Raw genomic sequence first — 14,467 nt, 5'->3', positions numbered from 1 at the left:
CCAAGTCGCAACCCCATCATTAACTGTCGCTTGCCCGCATTTTTCCCACGCTCGATAAACGGCACCCGACGCTTGCCCCGGGTGCCCTGCCCCACGCAGAAAACCTTAGCCGGTATTTCGCAAACCGGCGGCAATCCCCGCCACAGACACCAGCAACGCCTGTTCTACCGGGCTGCCCTGCTCGACATTCTGCTGCCGCGAGCGCGCCAGCAGTTCGGCCTGCAACAGATGCAGCGGGTCGAGATAGGTGTTGCGCAGACGGATGAATTCGAGGGTGTCCGGGCTATGTGCCAGCAGCTGCGACTGACCGGTCAGGCCGAGGACCACGGAACATGCCTGCGACAATAGGTCGCGTAAGTGCGCACCCAAAGGTAACAAGTCCGACTCAACCAGTCGCTCGTCGTAGGACAGCGCAATGTCGGCATCTGCCTTGGCCAGCACCATCTCCAGCATGTCGATGCGAGTTCGGAAAAACGGCCACTGCTCGCGCATCTGCCCCAGCAATTCGCCTTCGCCGCGCTCCAGCGCCTTGCTCAACGCGGTTTCCCAACCCAGCCACGCAGGCAGCATCAAGCGCGTCTGGGTCCAGCCGAAGATCCACGGAATCGCCCGCAGGCTTTCGATGCCACCGGCGCGGCGCTTGGCCGGACGGCTGCCCAACGGCAAACGCCCCAACTCCTGCTCCGGCGTCGACTGGCGAAAATACTCCACGAACTGCGGATTTTCCCGTACGACGGCACGGTAGGCGCTGACACCATCAGCAGCCAGTTCATCCATCAAATGCCGCCATTCGGGCGTCGGTGGTGGCGGTGGCAGCAAAGTCGCTTCGAGCACGGCAGCCAGATAGAGATTGAGGTTTTGCTCGGCGATGTCCGGCAGGCCGAATTTGAATCGAATCATTTCCCCCTGCTCGGTGGTGCGGAACCGCCCGGCCACCGAACCCGGCGGCTGCGACAGAATCGCCGCGTGAGCCGGGCCGCCGCCACGGCCCACGGTGCCACCGCGACCGTGGAACAGCAGCAGTTCGACTTGCTGCTCGCGACATATTTCCACCAGTCGCTCCTGAGCCCGGTATTGCGCCCAGGCCGCTGCAGTGGTGCCGGCGTCCTTGGCCGAGTCGGAATAACCGATCATCACTTCCTGCGGACCTTGCAGACGTGCGCGGTAACCCGGCAGCAGCAACAGGCGCTCGATCACCGGGCCGGCGTTGTCGAGGTCGGCAAGAGTTTCGAACAGCGGCACCACGCGCATCGGCCGCAGCACACCAGAGTCCTTCAGCAGCAGTTGCACCGCCAGCACATCGGAGGCAGCGCCGGCCATGGAGATCACATAGGAACCCAGCGAAGCCCCCGGCGCGGCGGCGATTTCCTTGCAGGTGGCGAGCACTTCGGCGGTGTCGGCCGAGGGTCTGAAATGCGCCGGCAGCAACGGCCGACGATTTTGCAGTTCACGGGTCAGGAAGCTGATGCGCTGTTCTTCATCCCAGTCTTCATAGCGACCGAGGCCGAGGTAATCGGTGATTTCGGTCATGGCGGCGGTGTGTCGCGACGAATCCTGACGCACATCGAGGCGCACCAGGAACAGACCGAAGGTCACGGCCCGACGCAGGCAATCGAGCAACGGTCCGTCGGCGATCACGCCCATACCGCATTCGTGCAGCGAGTGATAGCACAGCTCCAGCGGATCGAGCAGGTCGCGGTTGTTGTGCAACACATCGGCCGGTGCCGGGGTAGTTGCGGTCAAGGAGGCATGGGCCCAGTTGCGCGTGGCGCGCAGGCGTTCGCGCAATTGCTTGAGCACCGCGCGATAGGGTTCGGCGCTGTCACCGGCCTTGGCCTTCAGCGCCTCGCTGGCCTGCTGCATCGACAGCTCGGCGGCCAGGTGATCGACATCCCGCAGGTACAGATCCGCCGCCATCCAGCGTGCCAGTAGCAATACTTCGCGGGTCACTGCGGCAGTCACGTTCGGGTTGCCGTCGCGGTCACCGCCCATCCACGAAGCGAAGCGGATCGGCGCAGCTTCCAGCGGCAAACGCAGGCCAGTGGCGGCGAAAAGCGCCTGATCGGCCTTGCGCATATGGTTGGGAATCGCTTGCCACAGCGAATGCTCGATCACCGCAAATCCCCACTTGGCTTCGTCCACCGGAGTCGGCCGGGTTCGGCGGATTTCTTCGGTGTGCCAGGCTTCGGCGATCAAGCGTTGCAATGTGTTGTGGATCTGCTGGCGTTCAGCACTGGTCAAATCGCGGTGATCCTGAGCGGCCAGTTGCGCAGCGATCGCGTCGTACTTCTGGATCAGCGTGCGCCGGGCCACTTCGGTCGGATGCGCGGTCAGCACCAGTTCGATTTCCAGCCGCGATAACTGCCGGGCGAGGGAGTCGGCACTGTGCCCTTCCTCACGCAAACGGGCGAGCAATTCCGGCAGTACGCGGGATTCGAACGGTGCGGCTTGCGACTCTTCGCGGCGATGAATGAGCTGGTACTGCTCGGCGATGTTCGCCAGGTTGAGAAACTGGTTGAAGGCCCGCGCCACCGGCAGCAGCTCGTCTTCGCTCAATTGATTGAGGCTGGCGCTGAGTTCGGCGTCCATCGAGCCGCGCCGGTCAGCCTTGGCGCCCTTGCGAATCTGCTCGATCTTGTCGAGAAACGCCTCGCCGTACTGGTCACGGATGGTGTTGCCCAACAGTTCACCGAGCAGGTGAACGTCTTCGCGCAAGCGTGCATCAATATCGGTCATCAGCATCTCTCCAGCAGTAATCGGTGACGGATCGCAAGTGAGTGGATGGACAGAGAGTGCCGCTCTGGGACGCTTCTTACAAGCAGACGACGAAGGGACTTTAAACCTTGCGCCCTGAAGCTAGTCTCAACAGTAAGCCGCACAACGGCTTGCCGCCGGCTGACGGCGGATACTCACCCAGACCTGCCACGAGCAGGTGCGACATGAGGTCATTATGAAAATCCGTGAACTCGCCCAGCATTGGGAAGAAACCGCCAAGGGTCGCCTGACCGACACCGGCTACACGATTCATCTGGATGTGGAGGCCGCCGCACGCCTGGCGGCGATTGCCGAGATGTACCCCAAACGCCATGCCGAAGAACTGCTAGGCGAACTGATCGGCGCGGCGCTTGAAGAGTTCGAGGCGAGCCTGCCGTACGTGAAAGGTTCGACCGTGGTTGCCACCGACGAGGAAGGTGATCCGCTGTATGAAGACGTTGGCCCGACGCCGCGTTTTCTCGCGTTGTCGCGGCGGCATCTGCAGGACCTGTCGACGGCTGCCGGCAAGCAAAAACACTGATCTCTGACACTTCAAACTGTGGAAAATGGCTTGCCCTCGATGGCGCTGGTTCAGCCGCAAATGTGTTGAATTTGATGACCTCATCGCTGGCAAGCCAGCTCCCACATGGACTTTGTTCCCCCTCCGCTTTTGCGCCATTTTTCGCCCGCGCGTACCACTCTTCCCCGCCAAAGTTCCCGGTTTAGAGCCCTGTCCATTCGGTCAAAATATTTTTTGGCGATGGGCCATCTTTTCTGAACTTTTAAAAAATGCCTTCGGTCGGAACAGGTAACCAAGCCTGGAACGAGCGTTTCAAAACGCACTTGAACATGACGGTTGCGGCTCCGCTACCAGGATGGATTTCGAAGCTTCCAAGGAGTTAACCAATGGAGTTGAAGACCATGAAGACCCAAACCTCGTTCTCCCACCTGCGCGGTCTGAAACTGGCCGCCCTGGCCATCGGCACCAGCTTCGTGCTGGCCGGTTGCGCCGGCAATCCACCGACCGAGCAATACGCAGTGACTCAATCGGCGGTCAACAGCGCGGTCAGCGCCGGCGGCACCGAATTCGCCGCCGTGGAAATGAAGCAGGCTCAGGACAAGCTCAAACAAGCCGAAATCGCCATGCACGACAAGAAGTATGACGAAGCCCGCACGCTCGCCGAACAAGCCGAGTGGGATGCCCGGGTTGCCGAACGCAAGGCTCAGGCGATGAAAGCCGAACAGGCTCTGAAGGATTCCCAGAAAGGTGTTCAGGAACTGCGTCAGGAAAGTCAGCGCACTGTTCAGTAAGCGCGCATCCCGATCGCAAGGCTGAAACTCTTATCGATAGAAAGGACGAACGATTATGCGTAAACAACTGATGATCCCCGCTCTTCTGGCCGCAAGCGTTGCCCTGGCTGCCTGCTCGACACCGCCGAACCCGAATCTGGAACAGGCGCGCACCAACTACGCCGGCCTGCAGGCCAACCCGCAGGCCAGCAAAGTCGCGGCGCTGGAAACCAAGGACGCCAGTGATTATCTGGACAAGGCAGACAAGGCTTATCTGGACAAGGAAGATCAGCGCAAGGTCGACCAACTGGCCTACCTGACCAACCAGCGCGTGGAAGTAGCCAAGCAGACCATCGCCCTGCGTACTGCTGAAAACAACCTGAAGAACGCCGCCGCCCAACGTGCCCAGGCCCGTCTGGACGCTCGCGATCAGCAGATCAAACAGCTTCAGGACAGCCTCAACGCCAAACAGACCGATCGCGGTACGCTAGTGACCTTCGGTGACGTGCTGTTCGCCACCAACAAGGCCGATCTGAAATCCAGCGGTCTGGTGAACATCAATAAACTGGCGCAGTTCCTTCAGGAAAACCCTGATCGCAAAGTGATCGTCGAGGGTTATACCGACAGCACCGGTTCGGCGAACTACAACCAGTCGTTGTCCGAGCGTCGTGCCACTTCCGTACAGGTCGCACTGATCAAGATGGGCGTCGATCCGTCGCGCATCGTGACTCAGGGCTATGGCAAGGAATACCCGGTGGCGGATAACGGCAGCGTTTCGGGCCGTGCAATGAACCGTCGGGTGGAAGTGACCATTTCCAACGACAACCAGCCAGTGATGCCGCGTTCGGCGGTTAGCGCCAAATAATTCGCGAAGCAACATGAAAGCCCCGCCGGATCTGCTCCGACGGGGCTTTTTTTTGCAGCGGAGATTGACTACCACTCGTCTTGACCTGTCATTTATAACAGTAGGCGAAACAAATGAGTGCGCGTAACACTTTAGCTCCAAACCAAATGCTGGAAATCAAGGAGCGTTACCATGCGAACTCGGGCCTTTCTGACAACACTGTGTGCAGCCATGCTCGTTGCAGGCTGCGTAGCACCACCATCGAACGCCTCAACTGCAAATGATTTTGGGTATGACGAACGAGATTCCATCCCAAATGAGGTTCCATTGCCTGAACCGGAAGTCAATCAGCGTCCGGTAGTGGGAACCAAAACACTACTGGTCACCGTAACCCATTGGCAGGATGGCGACGCTCTGGATTTTCCATTGATCAGGCAACATACAGTTTCTACGGATCCCAACGCACTGCCGGCTTACATTCACGCAGCCTCGAACGGAAAGCTCACACTCACCGGACAGATCATTGAGCATACATCCGGCCCTCGCCCTGAACTATGCACATTCAAACCCGGAGACTCGGCACCAATGCCGATTAACCTGGCAGATTCAGAGGGGATAAAAGCCGCGCAGGCGCATGGACTGGACGCTAATAACTACGATTACCGCATCAGCGTAATTGACTGTGGCGGGTCAGCTTCAGCCTGGACACCCGGGAAATTCATTGGTGTATATGGACAATCGGGAGGCCCTCACGTTTACAAGCATGAATTCGGGCACAATCTTGGATACAGCCATGGAAGCACCTACATCAAGTGCCCAAAACACGGCGATACCGTATTAGCCCCACTGGAAATGGCCCCCATTGAGTGTGCGGTGATTGGCTATGGCGACAGTGGTGACTCTGTCTCTGGGGGTGGAACCCTCTATCCCGCCAACAATCGGTGGTACTCGGGATGGCTGGACAACTCACAGGTGGCAGTCATCGAACGCAGCGGCCTTTATCGCTTGGCAAAACTGGGCGATGCCGGACCTCAGCTTTATCTCATCAATCGACCTGAAACCACTCCGGCACAATTGGCTTTGGAATACCGAAAACCCACTCCATTCGATAATTTTCCTGCAACCGATAACCGGGTAAACGGCGTTTGGGTGAGATACACCACGATGGGGGGCACAGTTTTAAACACCCAGCTCGATGGCACACCGGAAACAGCCACGACGGATGATCCGACATTACTCCCCGGCAAGACTCTAAGAGATCCAGGGGTAGGTATCACCGTTACAACATGTAGTGCAGATTCGCAGGGTGCGACAATTGCCGTCGCTGTAAATCATGAGACGGCGCCTAAATGCACATCACCACTTCCGTTACCCAAAATTACATCCCCGGCCTTAGAGGGGCCAGCTGCTCCAAATCCGATTAATTTCTCAGGGAAGGGTATTCCTGGCGCAACAACAAAGATCTCCTACCAAAAAAGCGGTGAAAATACCTCTCATGAACTAACAGTCATCGCTGATGCGCTAGGTAACTGGAAAACTAACTTCCCTCATTTATCACCAGGGAAATATATTGCAGTTATATATCATCAGGTAAGCAGTACCTTTGCACCACCAAGAATAGGATCTTTTGACGTAGCCCCTTGAGCTTCCAATTCGCCAACTGTTCTTTGTAAGCAGCATTGTAAAAACACGGGCGCCTCCTGATTTTTCATCTGAAAAAGGGAAGGCGCCCGTACAGACCCTGTTTTACTGCGCCAGCTTCTGCGGCGTCTCCTGCCCCATGCACCGCACGGCTTTCTTGCGGTCGTTGACCAGCACGCCAGTCAGCCCCTTTTGCTCGGTATCAAACAACACCAACACCCCATCAATGCACTGCGCCACTTGCGCCGCTGGCTCCAGGGAGACTTTGTAGTCTTCGCCGGGAATGGTCTTGAGCATGGTGAATTCGTTGAGCAGCAACGCATCCTCGGGTTTGGCGAAGTGCAGGTAGCCATACCACCACAGGGCACCGACGGTGCCGAGGATGCTGCAGATACCGGTGATGATCAGCGGGATGGCGTTGCGTTCTTCAGTCATTGCGGACTCTCTGGTGGTTCGTCTTCAGAATTCGGAGGTGTCGGATAATTCGGGATCTCGCCGAGGCGGCGCAAGCCGTTGAAATGCTCGGGATCGTCGAGGTAACGCAGCATGACCTGACGCCACACCGGGTCGCCGAAAGTCTGCACATGGCCACCGCGGGTCAATTGCAGGACCCGGGGCGGCGGCGCAGCTTGATACAGGCGGATGCCGTTGGAAAGAGGCACCAGCGGATCGTCGATGCTGTGGAAGATCAGTTTCGGTACGCCTTTGAGCTGCGGCATCGAGTTGATCGCACTGTCGCTGTCCGGCACCAGCCACGACAGCGGAACCTGGAATGGCCAGGTCATCCATGAGGTGCTGAGGGCGTATTGACCGACGCTGCGGTAACTGGCCGGAACCCCGTCGAGCACAAAAGCCTTGAGCTGTTTTTGTCTTTCCGGATGTTGCACCAACCAATGCACCGCCATCGCCCCCCCGAGACTTTGACCGAGCAGGATCAACGGTTTGCCTTTGACTTCCGGCGCCTTGTCCAGCCAGGCGAACGCCGCGTCGATGTCCTTATAGATCGCCGGCAGGCTCGGCTCGCCCTCGGACAGACCGTAACCGCGATAGTCCACCAACAACACTTGATAACCGTTTTTCGGCAACCACCAACTGCCACCCAGGTGCATCGGCAGGTTGCCGCCGTTACCGTGCAGGTGCAGTACCGTGCCCTTGACCTCGACGCCGGGTTTGGCCGGCAGCCACCACGCGTTCAACTTGAGGCCGTCGGCGGTGGTCAGGGTGACGGTGCGGTATTCAAGTTTGGCCTTCTCCGGGGTGAATATCTGGCCCGGCTCGGGGTAGAACAGCAAAGAACTGCAACCGCCGAGGGTCAGGAGCAGGCAGAGGATGCCGAGGAGTCTCATCCGGTGAAACCTCGCAAGGTTCGGATTCCCGCGCGCAGCGCGGGAATGATCAATGGGCCTACAGGATGTTGGAGTAATCCGCCTCGATCCGGTCCAGGCTCAAGTGGTTGAGGAAGTTGGAGAAGCACATCCACGCCGACAACGCATTCATGTCACGGAACTGCTCCGGCAGGTACTTGGGCGGCACCACCAGGCCTTCGTCCACCAGCTGACGCAGGGTTCGCATGTCCTCAAGCGTGGTCTTGCCGCAGAACAACAGCGGAACCTGCTCGAGCTTGCCCTTGCGCACGGCCAACTGAATGTAGTTGTAAACCATGATGAAGCCCTTGAGGTAGGACAAGTCTTTGGTGAATGGCAGACCGGTCGGCGTCGATCCACGGAAAACCCGACTGGCGTTGCCGTAGCTTTCCGCCATCTCGAAGCCCTGCTCGCGGAAGAACTCGAAGATCTGCAGGAAGTCCGCGCCCTCCTCCACCATGTGAATGGCGCGGGTGCGGTTGGTCAGTTTGCGCAGGCGGCTCGGGTAGGAGGCGAAGGTGATGATTTCCATCAGGATCGCCAGACCTTCCTGAGTCACGGTCGACGAGGGCGGGCCCTTGGACAGGAAGGTGCAGATCGGCTGGTTCAGACCGTTGAGCGTGGTGCCAACGTGCACCAGGCCTTCGTGGACTTCCAAAGCGCGCACGTCGCGGTCGTTGAACATCGCGTCGGTGCGGATTTTGATGTAGTCGGCGCCCGCTGCCGCGTCGGCGACGATCCCGTCGGACTCAAACACGCGGATGGTTTCCTCGGCCTCGCCGAACACTTTGTTCAGACGGGTTTGCAGCAAGTGCACGGCATCCTTGGCGGTGAGGATCTTCGGTTCGTCCTTCAAGTCGCCACGGCCGTCGATGTTGTTCAGGTAGTCCGACATCATCAGGCCGAGGTCGGCCAGCGTCGGGTCACCGGCGTGGAATGCATCGGACGCGGCGCCATACAGTTCCTGGGAAATCAGGCCGAAATCTTCGGTGCCGCGCGCTTCGAGCATGCGCACCACCATCCGGTATTCCTTGCACATGCGCCGCATGATCTGGCCGACCGGGTTGAACTGACCGAGCTGACGGGTGATGTCGCGCTCGATGTTCTGGAATTCCAGCTTGACCCTGCTTGAGTCGAAGGACAGCGGCCGGTTGAGGTAGTAGTCGCGATCCACCGCCGGCAATTCCTTGCCCTTGGCTTTGAGGAAACCCTTGCGAATGTTCTCGTCCCACTTGACCGCGTCGAGCACGCGGATCGGCGTCTGTGCCAGCACAATGCGATCGGACAGCGTGCGTATCGTCTGCTGGTAATCGTCCACCCGAAACTCCTGTAGAAAACGTGACGAACTGAATTATTTAGCTTTGGCTTTGGCCTGATGCTGATAGCGCGCCGCTTCGACGAAAACGTCGGAGTTGGCCGGGTCGTCGAGGTAAGCAAAGACCTTTTCGAGAGCGCTGTCGACTTGCACGCCCTCGCCGTCATCGGTCTGGAAACCCTGGCCGTCGAGGGTTTTCTGGGCGATGGCCTGGTTGATCTGTTCGAGGTCGAGGTTGTAGATCACCAGTTCGTGCTTATCGGTAATCTCGAATCCGGCGATGGTGAAGTGCCCGCCATACTGCGCCGGCACCTTCGCCGACAGATACCAGCGATTGCCATGACGCGATACGGTAAACGGGTAGGCTTCCCGCTCGTGGGGACGGGCCTTGAACCAGGCGACCGCCTGATAGCGGTCATTGCCCAGGCGCGTCAGCTCCAGAGTCATCGGCTCGCCCCAGGCATTGGTGCTCGCCCATTCGCCGAGCAGGCCCTTGGGCGCCGGCTCACGGGCGGGCAGCGGATCCTTGAAGGTCACCAGACAACCGCTGAGCAGCAGGAACGACAGCGCGATCAACGCGCTACGCCAGGCTTTCATTCAACACTCCCTATGAACCGAACTCGCCACCGGACCTGTGGGAGCGTTACACCGACGCGAGTACCAGATGCATATAGCGCGTCAGAATGCCGAGCATGTCCTCTTCGGCCAAAGGCTCGGCGTCGTTGAGCAGGCCCTGATATTCCATCCGTCCGATAATCGCCGTCAACACCTTGGCATCCTGCTGCGGCTCGCGGGAGCCCAATACCTGGAACAACTGGCAGGTGCCCTGCAATAGAATCTGCTGATGGGAACGCACCAGTTCCGCCAGTCGCGGGTTGAGCAGTGCCTCCTGGCGGAACGCCTGTTCGGCCATCAAATGCTCGCGGCGGTTGACCAGTTGCCGGTGCACGTAATCAGCCATCAACCGGGCGATGTCGTCAGCCAGCTGCGAACGCGACTCCGGGCTGCCATCGCCGCTGACCACCATCTCGCGCAGCAGGCCTTCGTTGTTGATCCACAGCTTGGCCATGTAGGCCGCGCTGCGTTCGACGTACTGGGCAAAGGTATCGGTGAGCAGGTCATCGATGTCCTTGAAGTAATAGGTGGTCGCCGACAACGGCACACCGGCTTCGGCCGCCACCGCACGGTGGCGCACGGCCCGCACGCCGTCGCGCACGACAATGCGCATCGCCGCATCGAGAATGTCCTGCCGACGCTGCTCGCTGCCCTGTCGGCTGGCCTTGCGACCCTGGTACTGAACACTTTCAGCGACCGCAGTGGCGATATCCGCTGCACCCTCTTGAGCCATTGCACCGATCACGACAGGACTTCCTCTGTTGTTTTTTTCAAAAGTAACCATTTGATACGTTTGTACCAGACAGGCAATAAAAAGCCGCCCATTTCAGGCGGCTTTTTTATTGAAACACTTACGCTTGCGGCCGCATGTGCGGGAACAGGATCACGTCGCGGATCGACGGCGAGTTGGTCAGCAACATCACCAGACGGTCGATACCGATACCTTCGCCGGCCGTTGGCGGCATGCCGTACTCCAGCGCGCGAACGAAGTCGGCGTCGTAGTGCATGGCTTCGTCGTCGCCGGCGTCCTTGTCAGCCACCTGCGCCATGAAACGCTCGGCCTGGTCTTCCGCGTCGTTGAGCTCGGAGTAGGCGTTGGCGATTTCACGGCCACCGATGAACAGCTCGAAGCGGTCGGTGACGTTCGGGTTGTCGTCGTTGCGACGGGCAAGCGGCGACACTTCGAACGGGTACTGGGTAATGAAGTGCGGCTGCTCCAGCTTGTGCTCGACCAGCTCTTCGAAAATCATCACCTGCAGCTTGCCCAGACCTTCGAAGCCCAGCACCTTGGCGCCGGCCTTCTTGGCGATGGCGCGAGCCTTGTCGATGTCGTTCAGGTCATCAGCGGTCAGCTCAGGGTTGTACTTGAGGATCGAGTCGAACACCGACAGGCGCACGAACGGCTCGCCGAAGTGGAACACCTTGTCGCCGTACGGCACGTCGGTGCTGCCCAGAACCAGTTGCGCCAGTTCGCGGAACAGTTCTTCGGTCAGGTCCATGTTGTCTTCGTAGTCGGCGTAAGCCTGGTAGAACTCCAACATGGTGAATTCAGGGTTGTGACGAGTCGAAACGCCTTCGTTACGGAAGTTGCGGTTGATCTCGAACACTTTTTCGAAGCCGCCAACCACCAGACGCTTGAGGTACAGCTCTGGCGCGATACGCAGGAACATTTCCATGTCCAGCGCGTTGTGGTGGGTTTCGAACGGCTTGGCGGCGGCGCCACCAGGGATGGTTTGCAGCATCGGCGTTTCGACTTCGAGGAAGTCGCGCTTCATCAGGAAGCTGCGGATGTGCGCGATCACTTGCGAACGCACGCGGAAAGTCTGACGCACGTCTTCGTTGACGATCAGGTCAACGTAACGCTGACGGTAGCGCTGTTCGGTGTCGGTCAGGCCGTGGTGCTTGTCCGGCAGCGGGCGCAGGGATTTGGTCAGCAGGCGCACGCTGGTCATCTCGACGTACAGGTCGCCCTTGCCGGAACGGGCCAGGGTGCCTTCGGCGGCGATGATGTCGCCCATGTCCCAGGTTTTCACCGCGGCCAGGGTTTCTTCGGACAGGGTCTTGCGGTTGACGTAGACCTGGATGCGACCGGTCATGTCCTGGATCACCATGAACGAGCCACGGTTGAGCATGATGCGACCTGCAACCTTGACCGGGATCGCAGCCTCTGCAAGCTCTTCCTTGGTCTTGTCCGCGTACTGTTTCTGCAGTGCTTCGCAGTAGTTGTCGCGGCGGAAGTCGTTCGGGAAGGCATTGCCCTTGGCGCGCTCGGCAGCAAGCTTTTCCTTGCGCAGGGCGATCAGGGAGTTTTCTTCCTGTTGCAGGGCTTGCGAATCGAGTTGTTGGTCGCTCATGTCTTTAAATTTTCCATCACAGGTTCGTTGCCCCCGCCGAGGACGGGGGACTTGAGGTCGGGTGAAAGCTTACAGCCCCGATTTCAGGCTGGCTTCCAGGTATTCGTCGATGTCGCCGTCGAGCACCTTGTCGCAGTCACTGCGTTCGATGTTGGTGCGCAGATCCTTGATCCGCGAGGCATCGAGCACGTACGAACGGATCTGGTGACCCCAGCCGATATCCGACTTGGTGTCTTCCAGCGCCTGGGACGCCGCGTTGCGCTTCTGCATTTCCTGCTCGTACAACTTGGCCCGCAGCATTTTCATGGCGGTGTCCTTGTTGGCGTGCTGGGAACGTTCGTTCTGGCAGCTGACCACGGTGTTGGTCGGTACGTGGGTGATACGTACGGCCGAGTCGGTGGTGTTTACGTGCTGACCACCGGCACCGGAGGAACGATAGGTGTCGATCCGCAGGTCTGCCGGGTTGATTTCGATTTCCACCTTGTCGTCGATCTCTGGCGAGACGAAAACAGCGGAGAACGAGGTGTGGCGGCGGTTGCCGGAGTCGAACGGGCTCTTGCGCACCAGACGGTGCACACCGATCTCGGTACGCAGCCAGCCAAAGGCGTATTCGCCCTTGATGTGCACGGTCGCACCTTTGATACCGGCAACTTCACCGGCCGACAGCTCCATGATGGTCGCGTCGAAACCGCGTTTGTCGGCCCAGCGCAGGTACATGCGCAGCAGGATGTTGGCCCAGTCCTGGGCTTCGGTGCCGCCGGAACCGGCCTGGATGTCCAGGTAGGCGTTGTTCGGGTCCATTTCGCCGCTGAACATGCGACGGAATTCCAGTTTGGCCAGGGATTCTTCGAGACCTTGAAGGACTTCGACGACGTCGTTCACGGCGCCTTCGTCGTTCTCTTCCACGGCCATGTCGAGCAGCTCGCGGGAATCGGCCAGGCCGGTGGCCAGCTCGTCCAGGGTGTCGACGATCTGCGCCAGCGCCGAGCGCTCGCGGCCCAGTTCCTGGGCGTATTCAGGTTTGTTCCAGACTGCAGGATCTTCAAGCTCGCGATTGACTTCGATCAGACGCTCATGCTTTTGATCGTAGTCAAAGATACCCCCGAATAGATTCGGAGCGCTCGGACAGGTCCTTGATGGTGTTCAGGATCGGATTGATTTCCATGACGGGCAGCACTCGTTGGCGAACTTTTGAAAGCCGGCGAGTATAACGTAATCAAGCTGTCACGGCAGCCCGTCTGGCGGCTCTTGAGGCGAATGAACCCGATGGTTCATTCGATCCCCACCTGGTTGCGCCCGTTGTTCTTCGCCAGATACAGGCCACGGTCCGCCGCCGAGATCAGCAACCGGCAGTCGCTGCCCGCCTCCGGCACCATGGTTGCCAGGCCGATGCTGATAGTCAGGCTCGCCCCCTCGGCCGGAGCATTGTGCGGAATCTTCAGCGCCGCCACGGTCTGGCGCAGCTTCTCCGCCACCAGTCGTGCCCCGCCCGGCGAGGTATTGGGCAGCACCAGCGCAAACTCTTCGCCGCCATAACGCGCCGGCAGGTCGGATGGGCGGGCGCTGGCCTCGCGGATCGCCGTAGCGACCTTGCGCAGGGCCTCGTCGCCTTCGACGTGGCCGAAGGTGTCGTTGTAGGACTTGAAGTAATCGACGTCGATCATCAGCAGCGACAACTGGCTCTGGTCACGCAGCGAGCGGCGCCACTCCAGCTCCAGGTACTCGTCGAAGTGCCGGCGATTGGACAGCCCGGTCAGGCCGTCGGAGTTCATCAGCCGCTGCAGCACCAGGTTGGTGTCGAGCAATTGCTGCTGGCTGACCCGCAACGCGCGATAGGCCGCGTCCCGTTGCAGCAGGGTCATGTAGGAGCGCGAGTGATAACGGATGCGCGCCACCAGTTCGATGTTGTCCGGCAGTTTCACCAGGTAATCGTTGGCCCCGGCGGAGAACGCCGCGCTCTTGATCAGCGGATCCTCCTTGGTCGACAGGACGATGATCGGGATGTCCTTGGTCGCCGGGTGATTGCGGTATTCGCGCACCAGGCTCAGGCCGTCGAGGCCGGGCATCACCAGATCCTGCAGGATGACGGTTGGTTTGATCCGCACTGCGTGGGCCACGGCCTGATGCGGGTCGGAGCAGAAGTGGAAGTCGATGTTCTCTTCATTCGACAGCCCACGGCGCACGGCCTCGCCAATCATCGCCTGATCGTCCACCAACAACACCATGGCGGCGTTCTCGTCGGTTTTGATGTCATCGATCTGTAAGTCATTCATGGGCGGTCACCTGAGTG

13 protein-coding genes are annotated in these 14,467 nt (G+C 59.5%); 4 read left to right on the top strand and 9 right to left on the bottom strand.

Annotation, left to right across the window (positions count from 1 at the left end):
- Positions 1-105: 105 nt before the first annotated feature.
- Positions 106-2,736: a phosphoenolpyruvate carboxylase gene (gene ppc / locus CAF87_RS08755; protein ID WP_085730113.1), complete on the bottom strand. Its 2,631-nt coding sequence runs from the start codon at positions 2,734-2,736 to the stop codon at positions 106-108.
- A gap of 214 nt (positions 2,737-2,950) precedes the next feature.
- On the opposite strand from ppc, the gene CAF87_RS08750 reads away from it, so the two are divergent.
- From CAF87_RS08750 to CAF87_RS28970, 4 genes are all read left to right on the top strand, one after another.
- Positions 2,951-3,295, top strand: a complete 345-nt coding sequence (locus tag CAF87_RS08750; RefSeq protein ID WP_085729780.1) for a pilin assembly protein — start codon at positions 2,951-2,953, stop codon at positions 3,293-3,295.
- A gap of 365 nt (positions 3,296-3,660) precedes the next feature.
- Positions 3,661-4,065, top strand: a complete 405-nt coding sequence (locus CAF87_RS08745) for a DUF4398 domain-containing protein (protein ID WP_065259687.1) — start codon at positions 3,661-3,663, stop codon at positions 4,063-4,065.
- 55 nt (positions 4,066-4,120) lie between these two features.
- Positions 4,121-4,909, top strand: a complete 789-nt coding sequence (locus CAF87_RS08740; RefSeq protein WP_085702562.1) for an OmpA family protein — start codon at positions 4,121-4,123, stop codon at positions 4,907-4,909.
- Positions 4,910-5,080: 171 nt separating this feature from the next.
- Positions 5,081-6,532, top strand: a complete 1,452-nt coding sequence (locus CAF87_RS28970; RefSeq protein WP_139831680.1) for a transposase — start codon at positions 5,081-5,083, stop codon at positions 6,530-6,532.
- 102 nt (positions 6,533-6,634) lie between these two features.
- Here CAF87_RS28970 and CAF87_RS08735 read toward each other — a convergent pair whose 3' ends face one another.
- The 8 genes from CAF87_RS08735 to CAF87_RS08705 form a co-directional block, all read right to left on the bottom strand.
- Positions 6,635-6,964, bottom strand: coding sequence for a hypothetical protein (locus CAF87_RS08735; protein ID WP_085697300.1), 330 nt, complete (start codon positions 6,962-6,964; stop codon positions 6,635-6,637).
- On the bottom strand, positions 6,961-7,875 hold the full coding sequence (locus CAF87_RS08730; protein WP_085729779.1) for an alpha/beta hydrolase: 915 nt from the start codon (positions 7,873-7,875) through the stop codon (positions 6,961-6,963). The genes CAF87_RS08735 and CAF87_RS08730 overlap by 4 nt, the downstream gene beginning before the upstream one ends.
- Before the next feature lie 58 nt (positions 7,876-7,933).
- On the bottom strand, positions 7,934-9,211 hold the full coding sequence (locus CAF87_RS08725) for a flavohemoglobin expression-modulating QEGLA motif protein (protein ID WP_085729778.1): 1,278 nt from the start codon (positions 9,209-9,211) through the stop codon (positions 7,934-7,936).
- Positions 9,212-9,244: 33 nt separating this feature from the next.
- The gene (locus tag CAF87_RS08720; protein ID WP_085729777.1) at positions 9,245-9,805 is read right to left on the bottom strand and encodes a hypothetical protein; all 561 of its coding nucleotides are present in this window, start codon (positions 9,803-9,805) and stop codon (positions 9,245-9,247) included.
- A 46-nt stretch (positions 9,806-9,851) separates the two neighbouring features.
- Positions 9,852-10,556, bottom strand: coding sequence for a TetR/AcrR family transcriptional regulator (locus CAF87_RS08715; protein ID WP_085730112.1), 705 nt, complete (start codon positions 10,554-10,556; stop codon positions 9,852-9,854).
- A 118-nt stretch (positions 10,557-10,674) separates the two neighbouring features.
- A complete protein-coding gene (gene lysS, locus CAF87_RS08710; protein ID WP_085729776.1) occupies positions 10,675-12,177 on the bottom strand; it encodes a lysine--tRNA ligase in 1,503 nt (500 codons plus the stop codon).
- Between the two features lie 69 nt (positions 12,178-12,246).
- A protein-coding gene (gene prfB, locus CAF87_RS28965; protein WP_114881547.1) for a peptide chain release factor 2 occupies positions 12,247-13,342 on the bottom strand; the annotation gives its coding sequence in 2 pieces (ribosomal slippage) (positions 12,247-13,269 and positions 13,271-13,342; 1,095 coding nt in all).
- A 106-nt stretch (positions 13,343-13,448) separates the two neighbouring features.
- Positions 13,449-14,450, bottom strand: coding sequence for a PleD family two-component system response regulator (locus CAF87_RS08705; RefSeq protein WP_085712805.1), 1,002 nt, complete (start codon positions 14,448-14,450; stop codon positions 13,449-13,451).
- Between the last annotated feature and the right edge of the window lie 17 nt (positions 14,451-14,467).

It is taken from the genome of Pseudomonas sp. R38(2017), assembly GCF_002112395.1.
In the GTDB taxonomy this organism is placed as follows: domain Bacteria; phylum Pseudomonadota; class Gammaproteobacteria; order Pseudomonadales; family Pseudomonadaceae; genus Aquipseudomonas.
This window is presented reverse-complemented; position numbering and strand designations above follow the sequence as displayed.

Excerpts from the sequence above, each read along its gene's own strand:
- ppc (WP_085730113.1), bottom strand. The coding sequence starts at position 2,736 with ATGACCGATATTGATGCACGCTTGCGCGAAGACGTTCACCTGCTCGGT.
- lysS (WP_085729776.1), bottom strand. The coding sequence starts at position 12,177 with ATGAGCGACCAACAACTCGATTCGCAAGCCCTGCAACAGGAAGAAAAC.
- CAF87_RS08745 (WP_065259687.1), top strand. The coding sequence starts at position 3,661 with ATGGAGTTGAAGACCATGAAGACCCAAACCTCGTTCTCCCACCTGCGC.
- CAF87_RS08730 (WP_085729779.1), bottom strand. The coding sequence starts at position 7,875 with ATGAGACTCCTCGGCATCCTCTGCCTGCTCCTGACCCTCGGCGGTTGC.
- CAF87_RS08720 (WP_085729777.1), bottom strand. The coding sequence starts at position 9,805 with ATGAAAGCCTGGCGTAGCGCGTTGATCGCGCTGTCGTTCCTGCTGCTC.
- CAF87_RS08750 (WP_085729780.1), top strand. The coding sequence starts at position 2,951 with ATGAAAATCCGTGAACTCGCCCAGCATTGGGAAGAAACCGCCAAGGGT.
- CAF87_RS28970 (WP_139831680.1), top strand. The coding sequence starts at position 5,081 with ATGCGAACTCGGGCCTTTCTGACAACACTGTGTGCAGCCATGCTCGTT.
- CAF87_RS08740 (WP_085702562.1), top strand. The coding sequence starts at position 4,121 with ATGCGTAAACAACTGATGATCCCCGCTCTTCTGGCCGCAAGCGTTGCC.
- CAF87_RS08705 (WP_085712805.1), bottom strand. The coding sequence starts at position 14,450 with ATGAATGACTTACAGATCGATGACATCAAAACCGACGAGAACGCCGCC.
- CAF87_RS08715 (WP_085730112.1), bottom strand. The coding sequence starts at position 10,556 with ATGGCTCAAGAGGGTGCAGCGGATATCGCCACTGCGGTCGCTGAAAGT.
- CAF87_RS08735 (WP_085697300.1), bottom strand. The coding sequence starts at position 6,964 with ATGACTGAAGAACGCAACGCCATCCCGCTGATCATCACCGGTATCTGC.